This window comes from Shewanella intestini, assembly GCF_018221465.1.
Lineage (GTDB): Bacteria > Pseudomonadota > Gammaproteobacteria > Enterobacterales > Shewanellaceae > Shewanella > Shewanella intestini.
In genome coordinates, this window is the sequence record NZ_JAAIKR010000013.1 from 80,130 (window position 1) to 104,792 (window position 24,663).

General features: G+C 42.8%; 20 protein-coding genes and 1 pseudogene. 9 read left to right on the forward strand and 12 right to left on the reverse strand.

The features are described 5' to 3' along the window. Window positions 1-45 precede the first annotated feature (45 nt). The 4 genes from glmU to glmS all read left to right on the forward strand — a co-directional run bounded on the left by glmU (window position 46) and on the right by glmS (window position 6,496). Entirely contained in the window at window positions 46-1,431 is a 1,386-nt protein-coding gene (gene glmU, locus G3R48_RS13030) for a bifunctional UDP-N-acetylglucosamine diphosphorylase/glucosamine-1-phosphate N-acetyltransferase GlmU (RefSeq protein ID WP_153665426.1), read from the forward strand. 156 nt (window positions 1,432-1,587) lie between these two features. Beyond that, window positions 1,588-3,705 carry a TonB-dependent receptor gene (locus G3R48_RS13035; protein ID WP_153665423.1) on the forward strand — a complete coding sequence of 706 codons (2,118 nt, stop codon included), beginning with the start codon at window positions 1,588-1,590 and terminating at the stop codon, window positions 3,703-3,705. 128 nt (window positions 3,706-3,833) lie between these two features. Further along, a complete protein-coding gene (locus tag G3R48_RS13040) occupies window positions 3,834-4,619 on the forward strand; it encodes a DeoR/GlpR family DNA-binding transcription regulator (RefSeq protein ID WP_153665421.1) in 786 nt (261 codons plus the stop codon). A gap of 47 nt (window positions 4,620-4,666) precedes the next feature. Beyond that, complete coding sequence (gene glmS, locus G3R48_RS13045) at window positions 4,667-6,496, forward strand: glutamine--fructose-6-phosphate transaminase (isomerizing) (RefSeq protein WP_153665419.1); 1,830 nt, start codon at window positions 4,667-4,669, stop codon at window positions 6,494-6,496. Between the two features lie 293 nt (window positions 6,497-6,789). On the opposite strand, the pseudogene G3R48_RS17435 reads toward glmS, so the two are convergent. Further along, window positions 6,790-6,950, reverse strand: a pseudogene (locus tag G3R48_RS17435) (transposase); the annotation flags it as partial. A 389-nt stretch (window positions 6,951-7,339) separates the two neighbouring features. Here G3R48_RS17435 and G3R48_RS13050 point away from each other — a divergent pair. Further along, window positions 7,340-8,116: a sulfite exporter TauE/SafE family protein gene (locus G3R48_RS13050; protein WP_153665417.1), complete on the forward strand. Its 777-nt coding sequence runs from the start codon at window positions 7,340-7,342 to the stop codon at window positions 8,114-8,116. A 218-nt stretch (window positions 8,117-8,334) separates the two neighbouring features. Here the strand turns inward: G3R48_RS13050 and G3R48_RS13055 are convergent, their stop codons facing one another. Genes G3R48_RS13055 through G3R48_RS13075 form a run of 5 tightly spaced genes read right to left on the reverse strand, consistent with a single transcriptional unit; the run spans window position 8,335 to window position 13,001 of the window. Next, window positions 8,335-9,081: an SDR family oxidoreductase gene (locus tag G3R48_RS13055; protein ID WP_153665415.1), complete on the reverse strand. Its 747-nt coding sequence runs from the start codon at window positions 9,079-9,081 to the stop codon at window positions 8,335-8,337. Window positions 9,082-9,096: 15 nt separating this feature from the next. Continuing rightward, the gene (locus tag G3R48_RS13060) at window positions 9,097-9,810 is read right to left on the reverse strand and encodes a histidine phosphatase family protein (RefSeq protein WP_153665413.1); all 714 of its coding nucleotides are present in this window, start codon (window positions 9,808-9,810) and stop codon (window positions 9,097-9,099) included. Window positions 9,811-9,820: 10 nt separating this feature from the next. Continuing rightward, a complete protein-coding gene (locus tag G3R48_RS13065) occupies window positions 9,821-10,924 on the reverse strand; it encodes a phosphotransferase family protein (RefSeq protein WP_153665411.1) in 1,104 nt (367 codons plus the stop codon). Further along, on the reverse strand, window positions 10,921-11,781 hold the full coding sequence (locus G3R48_RS13070) for an SDR family oxidoreductase (protein ID WP_153665409.1): 861 nt from the start codon (window positions 11,779-11,781) through the stop codon (window positions 10,921-10,923). Before G3R48_RS13070 ends, G3R48_RS13065 begins: the two co-directional genes overlap by 4 nt. After that, entirely contained in the window at window positions 11,781-13,001 is a 1,221-nt protein-coding gene (locus tag G3R48_RS13075) for an acyl-CoA dehydrogenase family protein (protein WP_153665407.1), read from the reverse strand. Before G3R48_RS13075 ends, G3R48_RS13070 begins: the two co-directional genes overlap by 1 nt. Window positions 13,002-13,127: 126 nt before the next feature. On the opposite strand from G3R48_RS13075, the gene G3R48_RS13080 reads away from it, so the two are divergent. Next, on the forward strand, window positions 13,128-14,030 hold the full coding sequence (locus G3R48_RS13080) for a LysR family transcriptional regulator (RefSeq protein ID WP_153665405.1): 903 nt from the start codon (window positions 13,128-13,130) through the stop codon (window positions 14,028-14,030). A 65-nt stretch (window positions 14,031-14,095) separates the two neighbouring features. On the opposite strand, the gene G3R48_RS13085 is transcribed toward G3R48_RS13080, so the two are convergent. Together G3R48_RS13085 and G3R48_RS13090 are read right to left on the reverse strand one after the other, a co-directional pair. Then, window positions 14,096-14,986, reverse strand: coding sequence for a bile acid:sodium symporter family protein (locus G3R48_RS13085; protein ID WP_153665403.1), 891 nt, complete (start codon window positions 14,984-14,986; stop codon window positions 14,096-14,098). A gap of 67 nt (window positions 14,987-15,053) precedes the next feature. Then, window positions 15,054-15,860 carry a class II aldolase/adducin family protein gene (locus G3R48_RS13090; RefSeq protein WP_153665401.1) on the reverse strand — a complete coding sequence of 269 codons (807 nt, stop codon included), beginning with the start codon at window positions 15,858-15,860 and terminating at the stop codon, window positions 15,054-15,056. Between the two features lie 83 nt (window positions 15,861-15,943). Between G3R48_RS13090 and G3R48_RS13095 the strand changes: the two genes are divergently transcribed. Beyond that, the gene (locus G3R48_RS13095; RefSeq protein WP_153665399.1) at window positions 15,944-16,864 is read left to right on the forward strand and encodes a LysR family transcriptional regulator; all 921 of its coding nucleotides are present in this window, start codon (window positions 15,944-15,946) and stop codon (window positions 16,862-16,864) included. Window positions 16,865-16,950: 86 nt separating this feature from the next. On the opposite strand, the gene G3R48_RS13100 is transcribed toward G3R48_RS13095, so the two are convergent. Continuing rightward, on the reverse strand, window positions 16,951-17,202 hold the full coding sequence (locus G3R48_RS13100) for a hypothetical protein (RefSeq protein WP_153665397.1): 252 nt from the start codon (window positions 17,200-17,202) through the stop codon (window positions 16,951-16,953). A gap of 648 nt (window positions 17,203-17,850) precedes the next feature. On the opposite strand from G3R48_RS13100, the gene G3R48_RS13105 reads away from it, so the two are divergent. Both G3R48_RS13105 and G3R48_RS13110 read left to right on the forward strand, forming a co-directional pair. Beyond that, complete coding sequence (locus G3R48_RS13105) at window positions 17,851-19,623, forward strand: sodium:solute symporter family transporter (RefSeq protein WP_153665395.1); 1,773 nt, start codon at window positions 17,851-17,853, stop codon at window positions 19,621-19,623. A 223-nt stretch (window positions 19,624-19,846) separates the two neighbouring features. Further along, window positions 19,847-20,356 (forward strand): hypothetical protein, encoded by a 510-nt coding sequence (locus tag G3R48_RS13110; RefSeq protein ID WP_153665393.1) that lies wholly within the window; start codon window positions 19,847-19,849, stop codon window positions 20,354-20,356. Window positions 20,357-20,482: 126 nt separating this feature from the next. Here G3R48_RS13110 and G3R48_RS13115 read toward each other — a convergent pair whose 3' ends face one another. The 3 genes from G3R48_RS13115 to G3R48_RS13125 form a co-directional block, all read right to left on the reverse strand. Then, the gene (locus G3R48_RS13115) at window positions 20,483-21,553 is read right to left on the reverse strand and encodes a polysaccharide lyase family 7 protein (RefSeq protein WP_153665391.1); all 1,071 of its coding nucleotides are present in this window, start codon (window positions 21,551-21,553) and stop codon (window positions 20,483-20,485) included. A gap of 101 nt (window positions 21,554-21,654) precedes the next feature. Further along, window positions 21,655-22,905 carry an alginate lyase family protein gene (locus tag G3R48_RS13120; protein ID WP_153665559.1) on the reverse strand — a complete coding sequence of 417 codons (1,251 nt, stop codon included), beginning with the start codon at window positions 22,903-22,905 and terminating at the stop codon, window positions 21,655-21,657. A 612-nt stretch (window positions 22,906-23,517) separates the two neighbouring features. Next, window positions 23,518-24,486 carry a polysaccharide lyase family 7 protein gene (locus G3R48_RS13125; RefSeq protein ID WP_153665389.1) on the reverse strand — a complete coding sequence of 323 codons (969 nt, stop codon included), beginning with the start codon at window positions 24,484-24,486 and terminating at the stop codon, window positions 23,518-23,520. Window positions 24,487-24,663 lie beyond the last annotated feature (177 nt).

Genomic DNA, 24,663 nt, shown 5'->3' on the forward strand with positions numbered 1-24,663 from the left:
CAAACAAACCAGTTAATTCATTGTGATTAGATCAAGGAAATATCCATGACACTTAATGTTGTGATTTTGGCCGCAGGCAAAGGAACTCGCATGCGTTCAGATCTCCCAAAAGTTCTCCATCCCATTGCCCATAAAAGCATGGTGCAACATGTTATCGATACCGCCAACAGTATCGGTAGTGATGCCATTCAATTGGTATACGGATACGGTGCGGACAAACTCCAAGCCAAACTTGGTGAACAACAACTTAATTGGGTATTACAAGCTGAGCAATTAGGCACAGGACATGCTGTTGCACAAGCTAACCCAAATATCGCTGATGATGACACCGTGTTAATTCTTTATGGTGACGTGCCACTGATTCAAGCAGCGACACTTGAAAAGCTTTTACAAGCAAGAACCGAAAATGGCTTGGCAATTTTAACCGTCAACTTAGCTAACCCAACCGGCTATGGCCGGATTGTACGCGTAGCTAATAGCGACAACAGTGCCGGTAACGTTATCGGTATTGTTGAGCAAAAAGATGCCACCCCAGAACAATTACTTATTAATGAAGTGAATACCGGCATTATGGCTGTACCGGGTAAACAGTTAAAACATTGGTTAAGCCAACTTTCTAATAGTAATGCTCAAGGTGAATACTATCTGACAGATATTATTGCGATGGCACATGCTGATGGCGTAGACATTACCACAGCACAACCTGAGTCAGCTATTGAGGTTGAAGGGGCAAATAACCGCGTGCAACTGGCACAACTTGAACGTGCTTATCAGCAACGAGAAGCTGAAAAGCTAATGATTGCTGGCGCCAATATGCGTGACCCTGCTCGAATTGATATTCGCGGTGACGTCAGCGTGGGTATGGACGTAATGATAGACGTCAACGTGGTATTAGAAGGCAAGGTGACCTTAGGTAATAATGTGACACTCGGTGCAGGTGTTATTGTGATTAATTCAACCATTGCTGATGGCGCGACAATTAAGCCTTATACCATTATTGAAAACGCGACAGTAGGGCCAGCAAGTAGTGCAGGGCCTTTTGCACGTATGCGCCCGGGTTCTGAATTGGTTGAAGACAGCCATATTGGTAACTTTGTTGAAATGAAAAAAGCCCGTTTAGGCAAAGGCTCAAAAGCTGGCCACCTAACTTACCTCGGCGATGCTGAAATTGGTGCTGGGGTAAATATTGGCTGCGGCACAATTACCTGTAATTACGATGGTGCCAATAAACACTTAACCAAGATTGAAGATGACGTCTTTGTCGGTAGTGACACTCAATTAGTTGCACCAGTAACTATTGGCCGCGGTGCAACGCTTGGTGCTGGCTCAACTATCACTCGTGATGTTGGCGAAAATGAATTGGTGATTACTCGAGTAAAACAGCGTCACATTGCTGACTGGCATCGACCAGTAAAACAGCCAAAAAAATAATCTCTATTGCATATAACACCCCAAAGGGAAGGTTACATAACCTTCCTTTTTTGTTAACAAATTAACTAACAAGGTAAAGTTAACGTAAATAATATTTAATGAAAATAATTCTCATTTATCATTGCCCGCATCAACATAATGTGAATGGATTGATGGATGAAATCATTAACTAAGTTATCTTGCTTATCGTTAGCAATCGCCGCCTGTTTTACTCCTACAGCCGTTAATGCTGAAGGAAATATTACCCCTGATGATGGCAATATTGAACGAATTGCCGTCACCGGACGTCAGTTTAACGACTATAAAGTGGGGTCATCATCAGGTGCGATGCGTGGTGATATGTCAATCCTCGAAACACCTCAATCTGTTACCGTTATCCCAGACTTTGTTACTGACGAACAACTTGCAACGAATCTATCAGAAGTATTAGTGAATGATTCTAGTGTGACTGGCGGAAGTGAAAAATGGAACCGTCAGGTTTTCAATATCCGTGGATTTGAACTCGCCTCGGGTTCAGGTTTTTTGATTAACGGCCAACAGCAATGGTCACACTATGTTCAACCCATTGAAACACTGCAGCAAGTTGAAGTATTAAAAGGGCCATCAAGCATGCTTTATGGTCAATCAGGCCCTGGTGGCTTGATTAATATGGTAACCAAAAAGCCAACCGCTGAAACCCAATTTGAATTTGGTTTTGATACTGATGAAAATGGTTCAACCCGTTTTCAACTTGATGCTGGTGGCGCGCTAAATGAGTCTGAAACCATTCGTTATCGCAGTGTATTAGTAAAGCAAGACTCTACGTATTCACGTGAATATCAAGATGGTAGCAATCAAGAACGTGATCGCTGGTTAGGTTATATTAACCTTGAATTTGATATTAGCGACGACTTATTACTTGCTGTTAAATACGACCATACCCAAGATAAAACTGGTATTGACCGTGGTGGTTGGTTAAATGACGACGGTGAAGTAATTGGTGGTAATGATATTATCTGGGATCAGTCTTGGGCATTTACTGACAACACCATTTCCAATTTAGGACTTGATTTAACGTACCATTTATCTGATAGCTGGAAAGTCAAAACTGGTTTTAACGATCAACAGTTTAATCGGCAACGCTTAGACTCATCACCGCAATACAACCAAGACGCCATGACAGATGGTTACACGATTAAACCGTTTGACCGTTATGACGACTGGCAGCACAAAACCGCTTATGTAGACTTCACTGGCGAGGTGTACACCGGTGAAATAAGCCATCAACTATTAGTTGGCGCTAACATTCTTGATTATTACTATGGTCAGCTACGTGATAGCTACCTTGGTGAAAACGGTGAAACCGTTATCGATGTTACCCCTGGTGTACCGATTGACCGCCCCGATGTTGACTACAGACGAGATACTGACAAGTCAGTCACCGAATACAAGCATTATGGTTTTTACTTCCAAGACCTTATTACCATTAACGATCAATGGCAGGCGCTTGCAGGCGTGCGTTATGACGAACAAAAGCGTGATGGTGCAGGTAACAACAGCTATGCTGTATCGCCAAAATTTGGGGTCATCTACTCACCAACAGACAATGGGAGTATTTACGCCAATTATTCTAAAAGCTTTACCCCACAAAGCATTGTTAACGATGAAAACGACGTTAATGACCAAATGAATCTAGACCCTGAATATGGTATTCAATACGAAATTGGCACCAAGTGGGAACTACTCGATGGCAGCTTATTATTAACCAGTGCGGTGTTTGATATTACGGTCGACAACGTGACCGTTACTGAAGATATTGACGACAACACTACAATTACGACTCAGTCGGGCGAGCAACGCCATAAAGGGTTTGAAGTAGGCGCACAAGGTCAGATAAGTGATAGCTGGTTTATGACCGGTTCAATGATGAACCTTGATGCAGAATATGTGCGCCCAGAGTCAGATGCATTAAATGGCAAAACACCCATTGATGCGCCAAAATGGTCAGCCAATATTTGGACTCGTTATGAAATGACCCAAGACTTAGCCTTTAACTTTGGTGCTATTTATGTGGGTGAGCGCTATGCCAACCAAGCTAACACCATCACCAAAGATGCTTATGTACGCTTTGACTTAGGTGCTGCTTATTCGATGAACATTAAAGGCAGTGACGTCAGCGTGCGGATGAATATCAAAAACCTATTTGATAGCGAATACCTTGCAGGTGGTAACAATACCGACGTTACCATTGGTGACGGTCGCCACGTGAGTTTGGCATTGCAAGTGCTATTCTAAATCAGCACATTTTGTTAGAAACATCAGCCACTATCATTCGATAGTGGCTTTTTTACGCTTAAAAATATAGCAAATAAGTTTCGTTTGATTATAATGTATCTTTCGAATCGAAACTTAATGAAAGATAAATGAATAAACGAAACACTCAACAGCGTCGTCACAGCATTATTAACTTGCTCAACGCCCAAGGCGAAGTAAGTGTTGAAGAGCTTTCCTTACGTTTCGAAACCTCTGAAGTGACCATTCGAAAAGATCTCGCCACATTAGAGAAAAGCGGTTTATTACTGCGCCGTTATGGCGGTGCAGTTGCCGTACCTGATGAAGTCATTCAATCATTTTCCAGCAAAATTGCGCCCAACAAACTGTCAATTGCTAAAGCCGCTGCACAATTAATTAACGACCACAATCGCATTATTATCGACAGTGGCAGCACCACCGCGGGGCTAATTGCGCAATTAAACAATAAACGCGGCTTGTTAGTGATGACCAATTCGTTATTACTGGCGAACGCAATTCAAGAGCTTGAAAATGAACCGACATTATTGATGACCGGTGGCACATGGGACCCGCATTCAGAATCATTTCAAGGCCAAATAGCAGAACAAGTTTTACGGTCATACAATTTTGACCAACTGTTCATTGGTGCTGACGGCATTGACTTAGCGCGAGGTACAACAACATTCAATGAACTCACCGGCTTAAGCAAAGTGATGGCTGAGGTTTCGCGGGAGGTTGTTGTGATGCTTGAATCAGAAAAAATTGGCCGGCGCATTCCTAACCTTGAGCTACCTTGGAGCAATATTAGTGTGTTTGTGTCTGACGACAGGCTTCCCCAGCAGGCGGTTAACAGTATTGAACAACACGGCGTAAAGGTTATTTTAGCCCCTTATGTCGACTCGATTACGCAGGCGTAATCTACAACAAATTATTATCATTAAATTATTATTTTTAGGTCAAAATTATGTGTGGAATTGTTGGCGCAGTAGCGCAAAGAGACGTAGCAGAAATTTTAGTTGAAGGACTAAGACGTTTAGAATATCGCGGCTATGACAGCGCAGGTGTCGCAGTATTAAATAACGGCGAACTCACGCGCACTCGTCGTGTTGGTAAAGTACAAGAATTGTCATCAGCACTTGATACCAGCCCGCTTGCTGGTGGAACGGGGATTGCTCATACCCGCTGGGCAACACACGGTGAGCCAAGTGAACGTAATGCTCACCCACATCAATCACAAGGCGACATTGCCGTCGTGCATAATGGCATTATTGAAAACCACAACAAATTACGCGACATGTTAAAAGGTCACGGTTATGTGTTTGAATCAGACACCGACACCGAAGTTATTTGTCACCTAGTGCATCACGAACTTAAAACTAATCAAACGCTATTAAGTGCGGTTCAAGCCAGTGTTAAACAGCTTGAAGGCGCGTATGGCACGGTAGTGATTGACCGCCGTGACAGCGAACGCATGATAGTAGCTCGTAGCGGTAGCCCTTTAGTTATTGGCTATGGTTTAGGGGAAAACTTTGTTGCCTCTGATCAACTTGCACTATTACCCGTGACGCGTTCATTTGCTTTCCTAGAAGAAGGTGATGTAGCGGAAGTTACTCGTCGTGAAGTCAATATTTTTGACGTTGAAGGCACTCCTGTTGAGCGTGAAATCAAAGAGTCTGAAGTCACACACGATGCTGGTGACAAAGGTGAATATCGCCACTACATGCTTAAAGAAATCTATGAGCAACCAACGGCGATTGCTCATACACTTGATGGCCGTATTGCTGGCGGTAAAGTATTAGACAGCGCCTTTGGTGACAAAGCCGCGGAACTATTAAAAGACATCAAACACGTGCAAATTATTGCTTGTGGTACCAGTTATCATGCAGGTATGGCAGCACGTTACTGGTTAGAAGATTGGGCTGGTGTATCATGTAATGTTGAAATTGCATCAGAGTTTCGTTACCGCAAGTCACACCTGTTTCCAAATAGTTTATTAGTTACCATTTCCCAATCAGGTGAAACCGCCGACACTTTAGCTGCAATGCGCCTAGCGAAAGAAATGGGTTACAAAGCCACATTGACGATTTGTAATGCACCGGGTTCTTCACTTGTGCGTGAATCTGACATGGCTTATATGATGAAAGCCGGCGCTGAAATTGGTGTTGCTTCAACCAAAGCATTTACCGTGCAACTTGCGGGTTTGTTAATGCTTACTACCGCAATTGGTCGCCATAATGCTATGTCTGCAGAAATGGAAGCAGCGATAACGCAAAGCCTGCAGTCTATGCCTGCAAAAGTGGAACAAGCATTAGGATTAGATGATGCCATTGCCGCATTAGCAGAAGACTTTGCAGACAAAAGTCATTCATTATTCCTTGGCCGTGGTGACCAATACCCCATTGCAATGGAAGGCGCATTAAAGCTAAAAGAGATTTCTTACATTCATGCAGAAGCTTATGCCTCAGGTGAACTAAAGCACGGCCCTTTAGCGTTAATTGACGCCGATATGCCTGTGATTGTGGTTGCACCAAATAACGAATTACTTGAAAAACTTAAGTCAAACGTTGAAGAAGTCCGTGCGCGCGGTGGCTTAATGTATGTCTTTGCTGATGTTGACGCTGAGTTTGAGTCAGACGACACCATGAAAGTGATCCCTGTGCCGCATTGTGATGAATTTATGGCTCCGTTAATTTATACCATTCCATTACAACTACTGTCTTATCACGTGGCGCTAATTAAAGGTACCGACGTTGACCAACCGCGTAACTTGGCTAAGTCTGTAACGGTAGAATAATAGTTAGAATGAAATTTTTGTTGTTGATGGACATTAAAGTTTGAAACTCGACAATAAAGATTGGAACTATGACAACAAAGTTTAAAACTTTGTTGTCATAGCTTTCCTTTTGCTCTGAGAAGGTTTTGCCCCAAAGTTTGTTATATTATTTTTGAAAAAAAATCAACGTCGTGGCGCTTCGCCCACACCCGAGCAAGAGGATATCAACAGCTATACTCCCTTGCATCACCCAGCCGCCCAGCGCGAAATTTTCTGGGACAGGACAACTAACTTACCACCCATAATTAATATACTAATTTTACAATACGTGAATCAACCCACGCTCGGCGATCTCAAAGTGCTCACCAGTCGATTTATCAAAACCACACAAAAACGCCTTACGTACCATGCGCGAACAACAGTGGTAGTAAGGTGTATCTTCTAAACTCACGAGGGTTTGTCTTGATCTGACCATCAGCAAACATCTTTTTAAATTTGGCGTTCTCTGCTTCTAATTCACCTATACGGGGTAAATCAGAGGCTTGTATATCATCCTATTTTGGTTGTCATTTGTAACAGGTACTTTTACCGACATTATGTTTGCGGCATAACGCTGGCACTAACAGTGCGCCAGACTCACTAACCATTTGGCTTGCTGTAAAGCGTGTCTTTTTCCTGTGATTCTCCATTTTGTTTAGTGAAAATGGACAACGCTATTTAAAACATTTTGATTTTAAGGGAGGATGACAGCAGCTTTTAAAGCTGATTTAACAAAGTTAAATTAGAAGCTACTTGGTTAGCGGTGTCTTATGTAACCTAGCTTGACGAGTGTCTTTTTGTCGTTTTATAACCCAGTGAGTCTATATGGTGTTTGAAATACTATTGTTGTTTATTGCAGGCGTTGTTGGTGGGGTGTTAAATTCAGCCGCAGGTGGCGGCAGCTTTATTACCTTTCCTGCTTTGTTATTTGTTGGTGTGCCGCCCATTAGTGCTAATGCAACGAATACCTTCTCCTCTTTTTCTGGTTATTTAAGTGGCGCGTATGCGTTTCGTCGCGAGCTAAAAGGCCACGGCAAAGCGCTTACTGTCATCATTTTTACCAGTTTAATTGGTGGTGCAATTGGTGCATTGTTGTTGATGTGGGCGTCAGAAAGTGTGTTTCAACATGCCATTCCGTGGCTGCTGTTGTTTGCCACATTATTGTTTGTCTTTGGTTCTAAAATAAATACCTTTGCAAAAAGCTTATCTGGGCAGCACAAATATGCTTCGCAGTTCGGTGCGGCGTTGTTATTTTTAGTTTTGCTATGTATCTGTGTTTATGGCGGTTTTTTCAATGCTGGTTTAGGGATTATTGCGCTAAGTTATTTAGCATTGGCAGGCTACACCAACATTAATACCATGAACGGCATTAAGCTAATTGTGTCATCGTCGGTGTCGTTAATGGCCATTATTTTGTTTATTGCAAATGACAGCATTGCTTGGTTTGAGGGTAGTGTTGTATTGGTGGGAACATTAATTGGTGGTTACTTGTCTGCTAGGGTGTCGAAACAAATTCCGCAGCACCATATGAGGCAGTTTGTGATTGTGATGAGCAGCCTTATCACGGTGTATTTCTTTTATCACACCTACTTTCGTTTTTAGCATCAAGCTTAAAACAACATCATATTTTTAACCAAGGCGTTAAATCGGGATACCAAAGCGTTGAGGGGGCAATAATGAAGGCTCAACGCTTTGGTGGTTATGGCGTTTGTTGCTGTTAATGGTATATATCGGTGAGTGATATGCCGCTCACCTTAAGCTGATGAATTCAAGTAAATAGAAATGGGATTGAATTCATCAGCTTGGGTAAATATTCGTCCTTAACTCATTTTGCTCAATATGCTGACCGGCGCAATGCGAATTAAAAAGTGTAACAACGCCCAAGGCCAAGTAGGCACGTAACTGGTTGGCTTTTCTTTATCAATCGCTTTAACCAAGGCTTTGCATCCCGCTTCGGTGTCGACAATAAACGGCACTTTTTCAACCTTTTCATTAATTTCGCTGCGGATAAACCCTGGATGAATACAGCTGACCTTAATATTTGTCTTTAGCAGGTCGATGCGAATACCTTCGGTGAGGGAACTTAATGCGGCTTTCGTGGCGGCATAAACTGTCATCGCACGTCTAAAACCACGCAAAGCACTAATGGATGACATTGTGACCAAATGTCCCGATTTTTGTTGTCTAAATATCTCTACCGCAGCCTCACATTGAGCGATTGCTGCAATAAAGTTGGTTTGCGCAGTTTGCATGTTGGCATGCATATAACCACGGCCAATTGATGCGCCTTTACCCATGCCAGCATTAACAATGATGCGGTCAAGCGTGCCAAGTTCTTGTTTAAATGCGTTGAACACGTTGAACACGGCATCATGGTCGTTTACGTCGAGTGACTTTATGATGACCGTTATCTGTGGGTTGATATTCAAGAGTTGTTGTTTTAGCTCTTCTAAACGCTCAACCCGACGCGCGCATAAGGCTAAATTGTGGCCTTTTTTAGCAAATTCCATTGCCATTCCTTTACCAAGGCCGGAGCTTGCGCCTGTGATCAGAATATTGGTTCTCATAATACTAGTCGTCCATTAAGTATAAGTAATAAGGGTGGTATGTTCGGGTGTATTAGCGTGCGGGGATTCTAAATAGTGGTGTTGATTTAGGGTCGACAGTTTTAGCTGACCTTGTTTGTTGGTAATAAATTTGGTGAGTCCAGCATTGACGAGTGTTTGGTTAACTTTTAGAAACTGAGTCAGCGGGATCCCTAAGGCCTGACAACAAAATAGACTGATTGGTCCACCAGAACTAAATGCCATTACATTGCCGTGAGTGTTGGCGTGGTTAATTAATTTATTTAACGCGTTATTCATACGACTGACAAATTGTGGCCAAGTTTCGCTGTAACCGTGACTATCTGTGGATTGAGTCCATTTCTGTATGGCTAGACCAAACGTCTCTAAGAAAAATGTTTTTGGGTTATCCGCCTGTTTGGCAAAGGGTAACATGGCGCTGGCACTGCTAAAGCGCGGGTCGTAATTAGCAATGATATTTTGATGGTCTAATTCATTTAATTCTGGCCATTGTGCTGACAAACTTAACTGTGGCAACGACTGCAGCGCAAGTGCTGACGTTTGTTGGTGGCGTTTCATGGTGCCACTTATTACGTTATTAACTGTAAGCTGCTGGGCGGCGAGATATTGCCCCAGCACTTGCGATTGCAGCTCACCTTTAGCTGATAACTGATCATAATCGTCACTTAATGCTGACGCTTGCCCATGCCTAACTACATAAATACAACCCATTATGACCTCGTTATGTGGCTGAAGTAATCGTTGATGTCAGCTTGGTGCGCTGTTGCGCCTTAATGGCTTTTTTACAACGCCAAAGTAAGTAATGCACAAACACCCAAAACTGTTTAAAAGCCGGATTAGCGGTTTGTTTGTGATGATAACGATAATAAATTTGCTGCACTATGCCTGCTAACCTAAATAAGCCGTACACCTCATAAAAAGTAAAGTCGTCACAACGTATGGCGGTTTTTTCTAAGTAATACTCTATCACTTGTTGGCGGGTCATCATGCCGGTTAAATGCGTTGGTTGGCGGCGTGTGGCTTGCGCTAGAAAGTCATCATCCGCCTCAACCCAATAGGCAAGCATATTGCCTAAATCCATTAATGGGTCGCCTAAGGTTGCTAACTCCCAATCTAACACGCCAATGACCTTGGTGTAGTCTTGTGGGTCTAACACTACGTTGTCAAAACGAAAATCATTATGGGTTAAGCAAATGCGTTCATTGGCTGGCATGTTGTTTTCAAGCCAGTTAATGACAAATTTACCGCTAGGTACATTCCATGTTTTTGCGTCAATAAAGCGTTTGCTCCAACCACTTATTTGCCGCGCCATGTAACCTTCACCTTTAGCTATATGGCTCAAGCCTGCTTGCTGGTAGTCAACTTGGTGCAACTCGATTAAGCAATCGATGACGTTTTTACACAGCTGTTGGGTTTGTTGTGGGCTGGTACTGAGATCTTTGGGTAAGTTTTTGCGTGGAATAATGCCGCGTAGTTTTTGCATGACATAAAAGTCAGTGCCAATAATATTAGGATCGTCGCAAAAGCTCAGCATATTGGGCACGTATGGGTATACCGGTTGCAACGCTTGTTGCAAGGTAAACTCTCGTTTCATGTCATGTGCGCCTTTTGCTTTTGTTCCTGCTGGTGCGCGGCGCAAAATAACATCGGTATTGTCATAGCTTAAACAGTAAGTCCAGTTTGATGCGCCACCAGCATATTGGGTGACGGTGGGCTGACCATGCAAATTTAACGCTTGAGATTGCAACCAAGGGCCAAGGCAAGCCAAAGCCAGCTCTTCGCCTTGTCTAACCGAGTGTGCTTTATCAATGATGGCCTGATTCATTTGTTGTTCTCCTGCGCTTGTCTGGATTTAGCTACCAATCTGGCTGTGCCTGCAATGGCACGTTTTAGGTAGACTTCCACCGGGAGGAATTTCTTCATAAAATAAGCCCGTTTACCTAACTTGTGCGTCAAGATTAAAAACCGTTGCTGTTGAGCTTGCTGGTAAATGTGTTGCGCTACTTCATCTGCGTGCAGGTCAGCTTTTTCAAATAAACGCGCCACGGTGTTGTGCATTAAGGCTTCACTTGAGCGCAGCGATTCATTTAAATTGGTTTTGAAAAAACTCGGACACACAACACTTACCGCAATGTTATCTGCACATAATTCTAGCTTTAACGTTTCAGAAAACGACACTACCGCAGCTTTAACGGCGTTATAGCTGGCCATTAATGGCGTTGGGGTTAAGGCGGCTTGAGAGGCAATATTGATAAAGTAACCGTTGCCTTGGCGGCGAAAATCATCGACAAAGGTTTGGCAAACCCGCACCATGCCATAAAGGTTAATGTTAAATAGCCACTGCCATTGTGCAATATCTTCACTGGTAAGTGAGCCTGCGGTTGCCACGCCGGCATTGTTAATGATGCAATCAACGCCGTTAAATTCTTTGATAACCTGTTGTCTTAAATGGGTAACATCATCATCTTGGCTTATATCGCAATGACAAAAAAATGCGTTTGCGCCCAAGCTATCTAAAGCATCAAGGGTTTCTAATGCCCTTTGTGGATGAATATCAGCAATGCAAATGGCAATGGGTTTATCTTGTTGTTGATAATGCTTAGCCCACGTTAATGCCATGGCTTTACCTAAGCCACTTGCGCCGCCAGTAATGAGTATTCGATATGGGGATAAATTATTCATTAGCGGTACTTCGCTAATTCTAAGCGTGACACCATTGCCATGTGGACTTCATCTGGGCCGTCAGCAAGGCGAAGCATTCTCGCCATGGCGTTAAATGACGCCAGTGGCACATCACCTGATACGCCACTGCCACCGTGGACTTGAATGGCCATATCACTGACCATTTGCAGCATGTTAGGTACGACGACTTTAATGGCTGATATTTCGGTCATGGCATGTTTTACCCCCACGTTGTCTATTTTCCACGCGGCATTGAGTGTTAATAAGCGTGCTTGATCAATGGCCATTCTTGCTTGTGCTACGCGCTCTAGGTTGCCGCCGAGTTTTATTATTGGCTGACCAAATGCAACGCGAGACATGCCACGCTTGATCATCAATGCTAAGCATCGCTCAGCAGCACCAATCGCGCGCATACAGTGGTGGATCCGCCCAGGGCCTAAGCGTCCTTGAGCAATGGCAAAACCTTTACCAGTACCAACAAGTAAGTTGCTTTTGGGCACACGAACATCAGTAAACTGAACTTCTCCATGACCATATGGTGCGTCGTAGTCTTGGTTGGCTGTTAGCATACGTTTGATTGTCACGCCCGGGGTATCAAGCGGCACAATGACCATGGAATGTTGGTTGTGTTTGGCGTTTTCAGGGTTCGATAACCCCATAAAAATAGCGACGGTTGCATTCGGGTGGCCAAGCCCTGTCGTCCACCATTTCGTGCCATTAAGCACTAAGTTATCGCCTTCAACGTCGATACGGGCTTGCATGTTGGTCGCATCTGACGAGGCAACATCAGGTTCGGTCATCGCAAAGACGGATCGAATATCGCCATTGAGCAACGGGGTGAGCCATTGTTGCTTTTGTTGCGCATTACCAAAGTGATACAAGACTTCCATGTTGCCAGTGTCAGGCGCGTTGCAGTTAAATATTTCAGGAGCAAAGAATACTTTACCGGTTTCTTCTGCAAGCGGGGCGTACTCAAGGCAAGATAAACCTTGGCCTAAGTCAGCATCAGGTAAAAATAGGTTCCATAAGCCTGCCGCTTTGGCTTGTTGCTTTAAGGCGGTTATTGCGCTGGGGACTTGCCAATGTTGCCACAGGGTGTGTTCATTTAAGCGGCGGTTTTCAGCAATAATTGCTTGTTCTTGTGGGTATACATGTTCATCCATAAAGGCGATGAGCTTGGCCAAATATGCTTGGCTTTTTTCGCTGGCTTGAAAGTCCATTTTTTGCTCCAAATCGGTCAGTGCAATTTACATTAATACAGGTGTTTGAATGAATTAAGTGAAATATATTGTTAGCATGTAATGAATTTGGTTCATAGTTGTGGCCTAGCTTGTGAGGGATGATAAATGTTGAATGAAAAACAGCTGCAGCAAATAGACTTTAATTTACTGAAAGTTTTTGAAGCACTATATGTTGAACGCAACATGACACATGTGGCCAAAACGTTATTTATCAGCCCATCAGCGGTGAGTCATGCCATTAAAAGGTTAAGGGCGTCATTAGGGGATGAACTGTTTGTCCGCAAGGGGCAAATAATGGAGCCAACACCCGCGTGTCAACAAATGGCGCCGCAGGTGATGGCGTTGCTGTCTCAGTTGCGTATTGTGCTGCAACGTTGTGGTGAGTTTGAGCTCAAGCAAAGCCAGCAAACCTTTACTGTGGCGATTCATGAAGCATTAGAGCCAATAGTGTTACCCAAGCTGGTACAACAATTAAATCAGCATGCGCCCAATGCGTTTTTAAAAAGTATTAAACTCGACCGCAGTAATATGAGCCGCCAGTTAGCGCATCGGTTGGTTGATGTCGTTATTGATATTGCTCGGCCAATTCAAGCGCCTATTTTGCATGCTAATTTGTCGAGCGACCACTTTGTGGTGCTGGTCGATAAACAACGTTTTAGCGAACACCGATTATCATTAGCGCACTATTTGGCGGCTAAACATATTGTGGTCTCTAATCGTATTGACGGTAACGTGATTGAAGACATAAGCTTGTTGCAACAAGGAATTAATAGACAAAACAAAGTACGCTGCCAAAGCTTTTATACGGCCAAAAATGTCATTAAAAACACCGATTATTTGCTCACCTTACCGTCAATTATTGCTAAGCAATTGTTAGATGACTCACTGATGGTATTGCCTATGCCCGTTGATGTACCGAATTTAAATACCCATTTTTATTGGCATCAAGACAGCGAAGCTGACCCCGCCTTAACATGGTTAAAAGACAATATTAAGCACATCTTTTAACCCTGTTGATAGCGGTGTGGGGCGATGGGCTTTAGATTGATGCCAGTAAGCTAACGTGGTTGGTTTTATGGGCGAGGTTTTATCGATACCGCACTAAGCTGTTTATTTGGCCATTTTGCCCACAATACAATGAACCCCGCGCCAAGATACATGGTTACGCCATAAACCCCTGCGGCCACGGCTAAATCTGGGCGATTCAAAAACGTCATGGCGATCAGAATGGCTAGGGTGGCATTTTGAATGCCTATTTCTATGCAGAGCGTTAATGCATCTTGTTTGCTTAAGCCGCCTAAGCGTGACAACAACACCGCGCAGGCAACACTGGTGAAATTAAGTAGCACACAAGCTAGAAACATGTCGCTAAACGATTGCGACAGCATTTGTCGTTCTTGCCATAAAATCCCCGCAATCATTAGCACCATGAAAATGGCGGAAAAGCGCCTAAAGATAGGCTCTATTTTTTGCGCGCTCACCACCCAATGGCGATTAACCCACATTCCAAGCGCCAAAGGCAGTAACGTCAGTGCGCTAAGGCCGACCGTTGTGGTTAATAATGAAAACGCGACAGGATTATCACTGCTGAAATGATTCAGACTCCATTGAATGATTAACGGCGTACTGAGTAAGCAAATGAGGGTGCTTAAGCCTGTTAATGTCACCGAAAGAGCCAGGTTAGCGCGGCTTAATTGGCTAATAACATTTGATGTTGTGCCGCCGGGGCAGGCAGATAAAATCATTAAACCAATGGCCATTGCTGGTGGCAAATCAAGTGCTACGCTGATGAGAAGCGCCATTAACGGCAGTAACAATATTTGTCCAATTAAGCCCAATACCATCGCTTTAGGCCATCTAAATAGCCGCGTGAAATCTGTCATTGTTAGGCTTAAGCCCATACCAAACATAATAAGGGCAATAGCCAAAGGTAATAAGCCTTGGGTTAACACAGACGCTGTCATTGTGGATTACCTGTTTTAATGAGCCGTTTTAGCTAAATGCAATTATTGAAGATACCAAGCTATCAGCCTAGGTTAAAAAACTCGCGTCTTGGGCAAGGACTTGCTGATATAAAGGTTGAAAATTTCCCCATGTCACAATCGTAGAGGCGTTGACTTGTCGTGTATGCAGCGCGGTTTGGTGGTCGACTAATTTAAGTGGTCCTGCTGCTTGTGCCAGCAACTGGCTTTGACAACAGCGCTCCATGCTGCAAAAAATCGCACAAGCGGCGTCGACACTGCTTGCTACCGTTAATAAGCCGTGGTTTTGTAAAATCACTGCGCAATGGTCTGCTAATGCGGTTGCTATCATGTCGCCTTCACTGAGCTGGGCAACTACGCCAGTAAAGGTGTCTAGTAATGCATGGTTGTTATAAAAGGCGCATGCGTCTTGGGAAATGGGTTGCAGCTGCTGTCCTAACGCTGAAAAAGCTCTGCCATAAGTGGTGTGGGCATGGGCAATGGCATTCACATCTGGGCGAGCTTGGTGAATACGTGAATGAATAGCAAACGCCGCGTTGTTTATGGGGTGATGACCTTCAACGATATTACCTTGATGATCAACCCTAACTAAGTCTGATGCTTTAATCAGGGCAAAATGAATCGCCAACGGATTTACCCAGAATGTGTCGGGGTCAATGTTATCGCGTACCGTAATGTGTCCAGCGAGTCCTTCGTCAAATCCGTGTAAGGCAAATACTCTAAAAGCTGCGGCAAGTCTTTGCTTTAAATATGTTTGCTCAGCTATTGAGTCGTCAAATACCGGCGGGCGCGGCACACTAAACTGGGCATCGCCGCGAGTGCTTTGTTGTATTTGCTGTTCAATCGAAGTCATCATCATTCTCATTAAAGTGGTTTAATTTTAGGCTACCGCTAAGTAGTATTAATACAAATGATGCTTGTTAATGAGTAAATATTAATATGATTCATAGTAAAATTGATTTGAACCTGTTTATTGTTTTACAGGCGGTATATCAACAAGGGTCGATTACCCGTGCGGCAGCGCAGCTGCATTTAACTCAGCCCGCGGTGAGCCATGCGCTTTCGCGCTTACGCAGTAAATATAACGACCCCTTGTTTGTCCGTTTTGGGCGCAAAATGGTGGCGTCTGAGTTTTGTCAGCAAATGATGCCGAGTATTGATAAGTCATTGGCAGAGCTTTATAACACCTTAAATCCTGAACCCAATATTGATGGGTTAAACGATGTACTTAATCAACCTCGGATAATGCGCTTAGGGTTGCGCGATATTTTAGAGTCGATTTTCTTTCCACCTTTACTGAGCGATATTGTCAAAAACTCACCCAATATTGGGATTGATAGTCATCAAGTTACCCTTGCTGAAATTGAGCCGTTGTTAACTGAGCAGCATGTCGACTTGGTAATAGATATGCTCACACCCACCAGTAAACGGATTAAAAGCCAGTTGATATGCGATGAGCACTTTTCGTTAATTTGTCGGCAAAACCACCCCATTTTAGCTGAGCTTAATGTTGAAAATTATCAACATTATTCGCATGGCGTGGTGTCTTTAAAGGGATCGACGATTGATACGGTGGACATGGCGTTGGCTAAATATGGTGTCAGCAGAAATGTGGTATTACGTTGTGAGCATTATATTGCCGCCGCGTCGGTGGCGTGCCAATGTGATATGTTGCTCACCATGCCCAATGCGTATGCACGCATGTTGCAGCAAAAACTGCCTATTGCGGTGTCACCTTTACCGTTTGAGGTGCCACCAATCCCGGTACACATGTATTGGCATGAACAAGCTGAACAAGACCCGGTGAATAATTGGCTGCGTCAAAAGTTGCTCACGATCGGTCATCAATTATTACCTTAATACATTTAACTGCAAATATTGATGGTTTCGCTAACTGATTACAGTCGCATGCTCAAATCGTCGGGTTGTTGGAGTATGTCACTGGATTATTTCATCGTTACTTTGGTGCCAATCATTTTTAATGCTGGGGTACCACGAACCAATGTGTCACGGCCAAACACCTGTTGGCAATGTGGGCACACGCCAAGCTCGGTTGTGTAGTCAACGGCAATTCGCTCCTTAAAACACTTCACCAAACTACCTTTCCCTCCTTTATGGTATTTAAATAATTGCCCTTTGCAGCGACGGCAGAAAATATCGACAGTGCGAGTGGGCAGCTTTTTGTTGGGTTTAGCCATAAAGAAAGTGTTATGTGTGAGCGAACAACAAGCCACAGAGGGTAAAGCGAACCTGAAAAAGGTGCAAGTTAATGCGTTATCTACTGTGGCTTTTACGGTGGAAAATTGTGGGTTTTTGTTGTTTGTCAGCTGATACAAATGCCGTTAAACACGCGCTAGAACAAGGGTTGTGTTACAAGTAAATATTCAAGACGTTGAAATTAGATTATGAATTTATTGAATAAAAAAGCCAATACAAGGTATTGCTAAAACAGGAATGGTTAATATTGTTTGGCAGTGCTTATCATCATGATGATAACGTTATCACGATCAACGTGTTTTTATAAATACTACAATTGAGCGGATTTTATTTACGTTATTGTTATGAACAAATATTTGGCATGCATTTAGTTATAGTTAATATTGATAAGGGTAATTTATCCTTCGCCATATTTGTTTGTTTGTAAGTATATGTTTTTAGGTGTTTATTTTTTGGTTTTAAATGTGGGGTGGATTTTGGTTTTATGCGCAAACGAGTGAAAAATACGACACATATTGGATAGATGATTTAGTGTTATGCGTTTGATCACATATTTGCTATATTGTAGTACAATTGACCGCGACTTATAGATTATAGTCCACTAAAGCATCTAAGATTAAGGTAGAACAATGGAACTTAACACGATTGTTGTAGGAATTTACTTTCTATTTCTCGTCGGTATTGGCTGGATGTTTAGATCATTCACAACCAATACCAGTGATTACTTTCGCGGCGGCGGAAATATGTTGTGGTGGATGGTAGGGGCAACTGCGTTTATGACACAGTTTAGCGCTTGGACATTTACCGGTGCAGCAGGTAAAGCATACACTGACGGTTTTGCCGTTGCCATTTTGTTCTTAGCTAACGCTTTTGGTTACCTAATGAACTATTTATACTTCGCGCCTAAGTTTAGACAGTTGCGCGTCGTCACTGTTATCGAAGCCATCCGTATGCGCTTTGGTAAAGCAAACGAACAAGTCTTTACTTGGACAGGTATGCCAAACAGTGTCATTACTGCGGGTATCTGGCTAAATGGTCTCGCAATTATTGCTTCTGGTATCTTCGGTTTTGATATGACAACCACCATTATTCTAACGGGGTTAGTAGTATTGGTTATGTCCGTTACCGGTGGTTCTTGGGCGGTTATTGCGTCGGACTTCTTACAAATGTTAGTGATCATGGCAGTGACCGTGACCTGTGCTGTTGCAGCCATTATTCATGGCGGTGGCGTAACGAACATTATTGAAAACTTCCCTACAGAGTCATTTATTGCTGGTTCTGACCTTAACTACTTAAGTATCTTTGCTGTTTGGGGGGTATTTATCTTCTTAAAACAGTTCAGTATTACTAACAACATGCTTAACTCTTACCGTTACCTTGCGGCTAAAGATTCTAAAAATGCACGTAAAGCAGCATTACTGGCCTGTATATTAATGACCGTTGGCCCGGTTATTTGGTTTATGCCAAGCTGGTTTATTGCTGGTCAAGGTGTTGATTTAGCAGCCGCTTACCCTGAAGCGGGTAGTAAAGCCGCTGATTTTGCTTACCTTTACTTTGTACAAACATACATGCCTGCAGGTATGGTGGGGCTGTTAATTGCTGCAATGTTTGCTGCAACAATGTCTTCTATGGATTCAGGTCTTAATAAGAACTCAGGTATCTTCGTTAAAAATTTCTATGAACCGATTCTTCGCCCTGAAGCGAACGAAAAAGAGTTAGTCATGGTGTCTAAACTGACATCAACTTTCTTTGGTGTGGCCATTATCTTAGTCGCGTTATTTATTAACTCGCTCAAAGGTTTAAGCCTATTCGACACCATGATGTATGTGGGGGCCTTGATCGGTTTCCCAATGACGATTCCAGCATTCTGTGGCTTCTTTATTAAGAAAACACCTGACTGGGCTGCATGGGGTACATTGATTGTTGGTGGCTTTGTTTCATTCTTCGTCGGCTTTATGGTGACACCAGAAATGGTTGAGTCTGTATTGGGCTTGTCTCAAAAACTGACTTCACGTGAATGGTCTGATCTGGTTGTTGCAATTGGTCTTGTTGGTCACTTAATCTTTACCGCAGGCTTCTTCTGCCTATCGACCTTGTTCTACAAACCATTGTCACAAGCGCGCCAAAAAGATGTCGATAAGTTCTTTGAGAACTTAGATACACCACTTGTGTCAGAAGATGATGAACAGAAGAAACTCGATAACAAGCAACGCAAGATGCTAGGGACCTTAATCTCTGTTGCAGGTATCGCAATTATGACGATGTTCTTCTTACCAAATGAATTGTCTGGACGCTTCATCTTTGTGTTGTGTGGTGCCATTGTACTGTCAGTGGGTCTGCTACTTATCAAAGCCGTTGATGACAAAATTGAAGATGCCGCTGAAGCAAAAGCGAACTCTTAAACCACGATTAAGATAGATGTTGTGAATCGCTAGTCGGTTCAGACCACTAAAAATCGCTATCATAAAAGCCACTTGAGCAATCAGGTGGCTTTTTTATTTTTAGTGAATTTATGCATTGATTTAAGGGTTATCAACTTCAACCCAGTTTAATCGTGATCGCTAAATAAATGATTGGCTCGCCGTGTTTAACTAAGCTTAGATTCATGCATTAAAGGATAAGACAATGAAGTACAAAACCATGTTGTGGGCAATAACGGTGATTGCGTCATTGGGGTTAAATGTGGCAACGGTGCTCAGCGCCAATGTGTTTGATGCATTGCATGGTGCGTTGTCATATGTGTCGCCTCAAGCACTGCTTGGCCACGGCAAGTCTGCCCAGTTTAATAAGGTTAAATTAAATAATGCGCAGTTAAAAAAGCAATTGAAACTGAAAAAGCACAATATGGTGCAAGTGAAAAGGATATCTGGGCGGATCTCAAAGCGGGTGGTTAAAGGTGTGGTTAGAAACACCTCATCCATTATGGGCGAAGCAGTGCCTTATGTTGGTATTGGGGTGATGCTGGCCGTGACTGCGGCGGATGTGTATGACGGCTGCCAAACGGTAAAAGATCTTAATCAAATGACAGCGCTCATTGATGTTAATCATCAGGCTGTTGATGAGGCGACAGTATGTGGTATTGAGGTGCCAACGGTTGATGATGTTAAGCAACAAATTAATCAATTGCTGTTTTAGGTTATGAGGCGTTGACTGGGAAAGTTCATTTTTGGGGCGGTAAAAAAAGGGGATGGAACTGACTCCCCTTGGTATCTTACTTAGCGTGGATTTGGTTTACACCAAACAAGTTGTGCACAATTGGCGTTATTGGTTTAAATTGAGTTGATAAAAACTCACCTGCGTGTAGTCGCCAGCTTCAATGCCGTTATTTGAGCAGCCTGTGCCCCAGGTTGGGTGCTTGGTGCCTTGGTTACATTGGTTATAAGCGCCTGCTTTAAAGTACATCCAAGCATCCTTGTAACCTTGATCTAATGGCTCACCAGGATAGGGTTTGCTTAAATCCGTTTTGAAGATTTTGGTTTGGGCTGCTGATGTACCAGGGTGCTTAACAAATGTCAGTGTCATAATGTTATTTTTAATAGTCACGTCATAACTGAATAACTCGCCTAACTTAATACCATTGACTGGGTCCGCACTGTCTTTAGTGAGGGAAGGATCGCCCCAAATGGCAATTGGAATATCCTTACGCTGGTCAATATCTTGCGGGTAAATCTCATAGTTCCAAAATAATGAACCGTACTCGTGGTTAGGCATTTTACGGTAGTAAATTTTTAACGGTTCAGTTTTACTTGGGCCATGAATTTGACCAACGACTACAGAGTGAGCAGGGAATTTACTGTCATCACCACTGGTACTAACCCAATCTACTGCTAATGTTGCGCTAAGTTCACCTCCTATTGCCCCAAATTTTTCGGGTGTTGAGTGAGCAGCAATTACAAAGTTGTTTGCCGCGTGGCGAGGGTGCATTTCTGCTGTGCCTTTACGCAACATTACTCTTAGTTCTGAGCGGGCATTGCTGCTGTTTTTGGTTGTGGGTGCGGTGTTAGGTGACGCCATCACCATCGCACCATCTTGTGGGTTGGTGTAAAACCAAAAATGGTTGGTATAAGGATGAATAGGGTCGTTAAGCTGTTCAATCTCAATTTCCATTACTTTACCTTTGCGGGCAGGTTTATGGTCTGGCACAGGTAAGTTGATTTTCATTTTAGATAAATCAAAATTTTGCGAAGGGGCTTTGCTTGGGTCTAACGGTTGCGTCAGCCGTGCTTTATATTGTGCTTGTTGTTCGGCTAAATTTGCCGCTGTTGCTGTTGCATTGATCCCCACGCTGCCCAATATAGCTAAAACGAATGTGGTTGGTTTAAATAATGTCATAAAAGCCTCGTTAGGGCTTGTCTTAACTAAATAGTTAGCCAAGACAAGCTTGACGATTGAAGAACCCAATGAATAAACACATTGGGTATTATTTATCGTGATTATTGTTTGTTAAGGAGTAATTCAACAGCACGTTGTTCCCACACTTCAGCGAGGTTCTTTTTCACTGAAAATTGGCTAAAGTCGGTATGCTTGGCAAGGGTTATCCATTGTGGTTTATTTAAAGACTTGCCCGCTTTTAAGTACAAACTTGTCATCCGCTCTACTCTGCGGCGTTTATCTTTTTGGCTATAAGGCCACTGCTTTTGTGGGTCGTTATAGCTAGCCATTAGCCCAATACCAGCTGCTAATGAACCGCCTTGGGCATTTTTGTAGTGCCAAAGGTCGACATTCACTTTTTCACCTAACTGAGCAATCCCCACTAAAGGAACAAGGCTAAAGTAATGGTAGTGATAAGCACGAGTGCGTTGTATTTCGTGAGGTTGTGAACCATCGGCCGCAAATTGAGTGTCAATACGCATTTTGCCCTTTTGCACCATCACTTTTGTTAGGTGTTCATTGCCTAAAAAGTATGAAATGCCTGCAATTTGGTAGTCGTACCAAGTGCCATGGTTATTGAGTGCGTTGGCTTCGCCTTTAGGGCCGCCAGCTAAGTCTGCTTCTAACATCCAATCTAGATAGTCGCTATACCACTGTTTTATTTGTTGTTCGTCTTTATCTGTCCAGTGTTTTGACTGCGATAAAATCGCAATTGCATCGAGTAGACGATCGGCTAGTGTACGAGTATCAATAATACCACTGCGTCGTCCATCAGCACGGCCAGGTACGCCTTGGCCATACTTAACGTTCGGGTTCATTTTGGTGGCGTCATTAATGAACCAAGTTCTAATTAGCTCAATACCTTGCTTGGCGTACTTTTCGTCTTGGCTAAAATAATATGCCAAGGCAATCGCACGGGTTGAACGGGTAAATTTACCAATGCGTCGAGAGTCGGTTTCGTTGGTTTTAGAGGCGGGATTGGTTTTGCCATCATGGCGTATCCACGGTAAACCGTCTGCTTGGGTTTCGTCTGGCCACCAGTAAGGGCTAATGCTCAAATAATCATTTTTGCTGCCACTTGGTGGGGTCATTCCTTTGTTGGTCACGCTAAATAACGGCGCTTTCATGGCGATGTCAGCTTCTTCTAATAAGCGTTGGTAAGCTTGCTGCATAGAAACTGATGCAGCGTCTGACTGCAGTACAGTACGGTTATGTTGTAAAACATCTTCGTTTAAAAAGACAAAATCGGCGGCTAAAACGGGCTGCGTGAAGGCGAGAGCACCTAATATCAGGGTCATTGGGCGTAATGTCATCTTTTTCACAATACCATCCTTTAGTGAAAGTGTACTAGATGTTAAATAATACAATTGAGTTGTGTTTTAAGCAATTTATATGCTGTGACCCAGATCTGGTTGTTAGTGTTATTTGGGTGATCTGTTAATTAATTTGCTGTTTAAAATTATTTTCACATAAAAAATAAGGGTTTAGTGTTTTCTTGTGATGTTGATCCATTTTGAAAAAATGAACGCTGCGTAAAACCACAAATTGTAATTTGTATTACATTTATGGCTATACGTTGGTAGTTGGGTGGTTTAATATCTTTATTATTGAAGCAACACACTTCACGAAAGCATGAATTAATACAATTAATATGACTTGTTTGATTTGATTTGGTGAGGTGACTTAGTGTTTGAGTTATCGATAGCGTTGCTTGTTGGCGTGTAAATACCTGTTTTGAGTAGCCTGTTTTGAGTTGGAGATGAATCTGATTAAGTCATCTCTTGTCATTTCGGGTCACGTTGTAACCGCTAACGTGTTGTTAGCGGTTTTTTTATGCCTAAAAAATATTGATGAAAATAAGCTGCTTGGTATGAAAGTGGTAAAAAACACCCGTGAGTCAGTTGGGCTTACGGGTGATTGTTGAGTTAGTTTTTGTGTTCAATATTGATCTTGTCGAACGACACTTCAAAAATTTGGTTTTGATAAGTGGTATTAGGCTGTATTTGTGGATAAATACCGGCTTTAAAATAGAATGTTTCGTTAAGCCAGTCTTTGGTTAAGGTGTACTTTTTACCATCTTTAGCTTCTACCGCCACGCCCCATGGCAATACTTTGGTGGTGGTTTTACCATTGACCGTCATCGATAATGTTAGCTCGGTTTTATCTGCGACAATATCGTAACTCCACGGTGTATTTGCTGCGACAGTGGCAAGTTCAACACTAAATGACTGGCAGTTGCCGCAATCACTTGAGTTGTTGTCGGCAAAGTTATCATTGAGGATCACTCTTACAGGCGTGTTCTCGCCTTCCCACTGGTATTTTACTAATGCTTGTTTGATTTCATAACCGTGTATTTGACCCACGATAACTTTAGGTTGTTGGCCACTGATTGTGGGGAATTGTTCTATTTGTAATTGCCCGTGTAATGAGTGACGACCTGTTATCTCCCAGTTTTGATTGCTGCTACTGCATTTATTACCATTTTCATATTGATACAGTTCACGTAGTTCGGAGCGAACATAATCTGAATTGGTTGTGGTTGCGCCTTTATCGGCGAGATTAACCACAAAGTGCATGCGTTTGTCATGCTCATCAACCCAAAAGTACGGTAGGTCAGTTTCATTTGAAAACCATTCTTTACCACTACAGTCAGCAGGGATTAACTCTGCAGCAGACTCTCCTCCTTGGCCGTAATATTCATCCCTACTTATAGGTAGAGTAATCTTCCATTGTTCGATGTTCCATTCGTAACCTGTTGGTATGTCTGGCGTTTCAGGCACGTCGGGGGTACTTGGTATCTCTGGTGCGGTTTCAGTGCCACTGTCACTGCCACCACAGCCTGAAAGTATTAACGAAAGACTCATTGCTAAGGTGATTGTTATTATTTTTTTCATTTCATAGTTCCAACAAAATAGTCTAATAAATAATACAATACAAACGTGTTTGTTAAAGTGCTATTTTGCGTATTTATATGTGACTTGACTCATAAATTTGACTGTGAATTTTATACGGTAGTTTACCGATACCTTTAAGTTATTGAATTAAATGGTTATATTTGCAATAATTTAAAT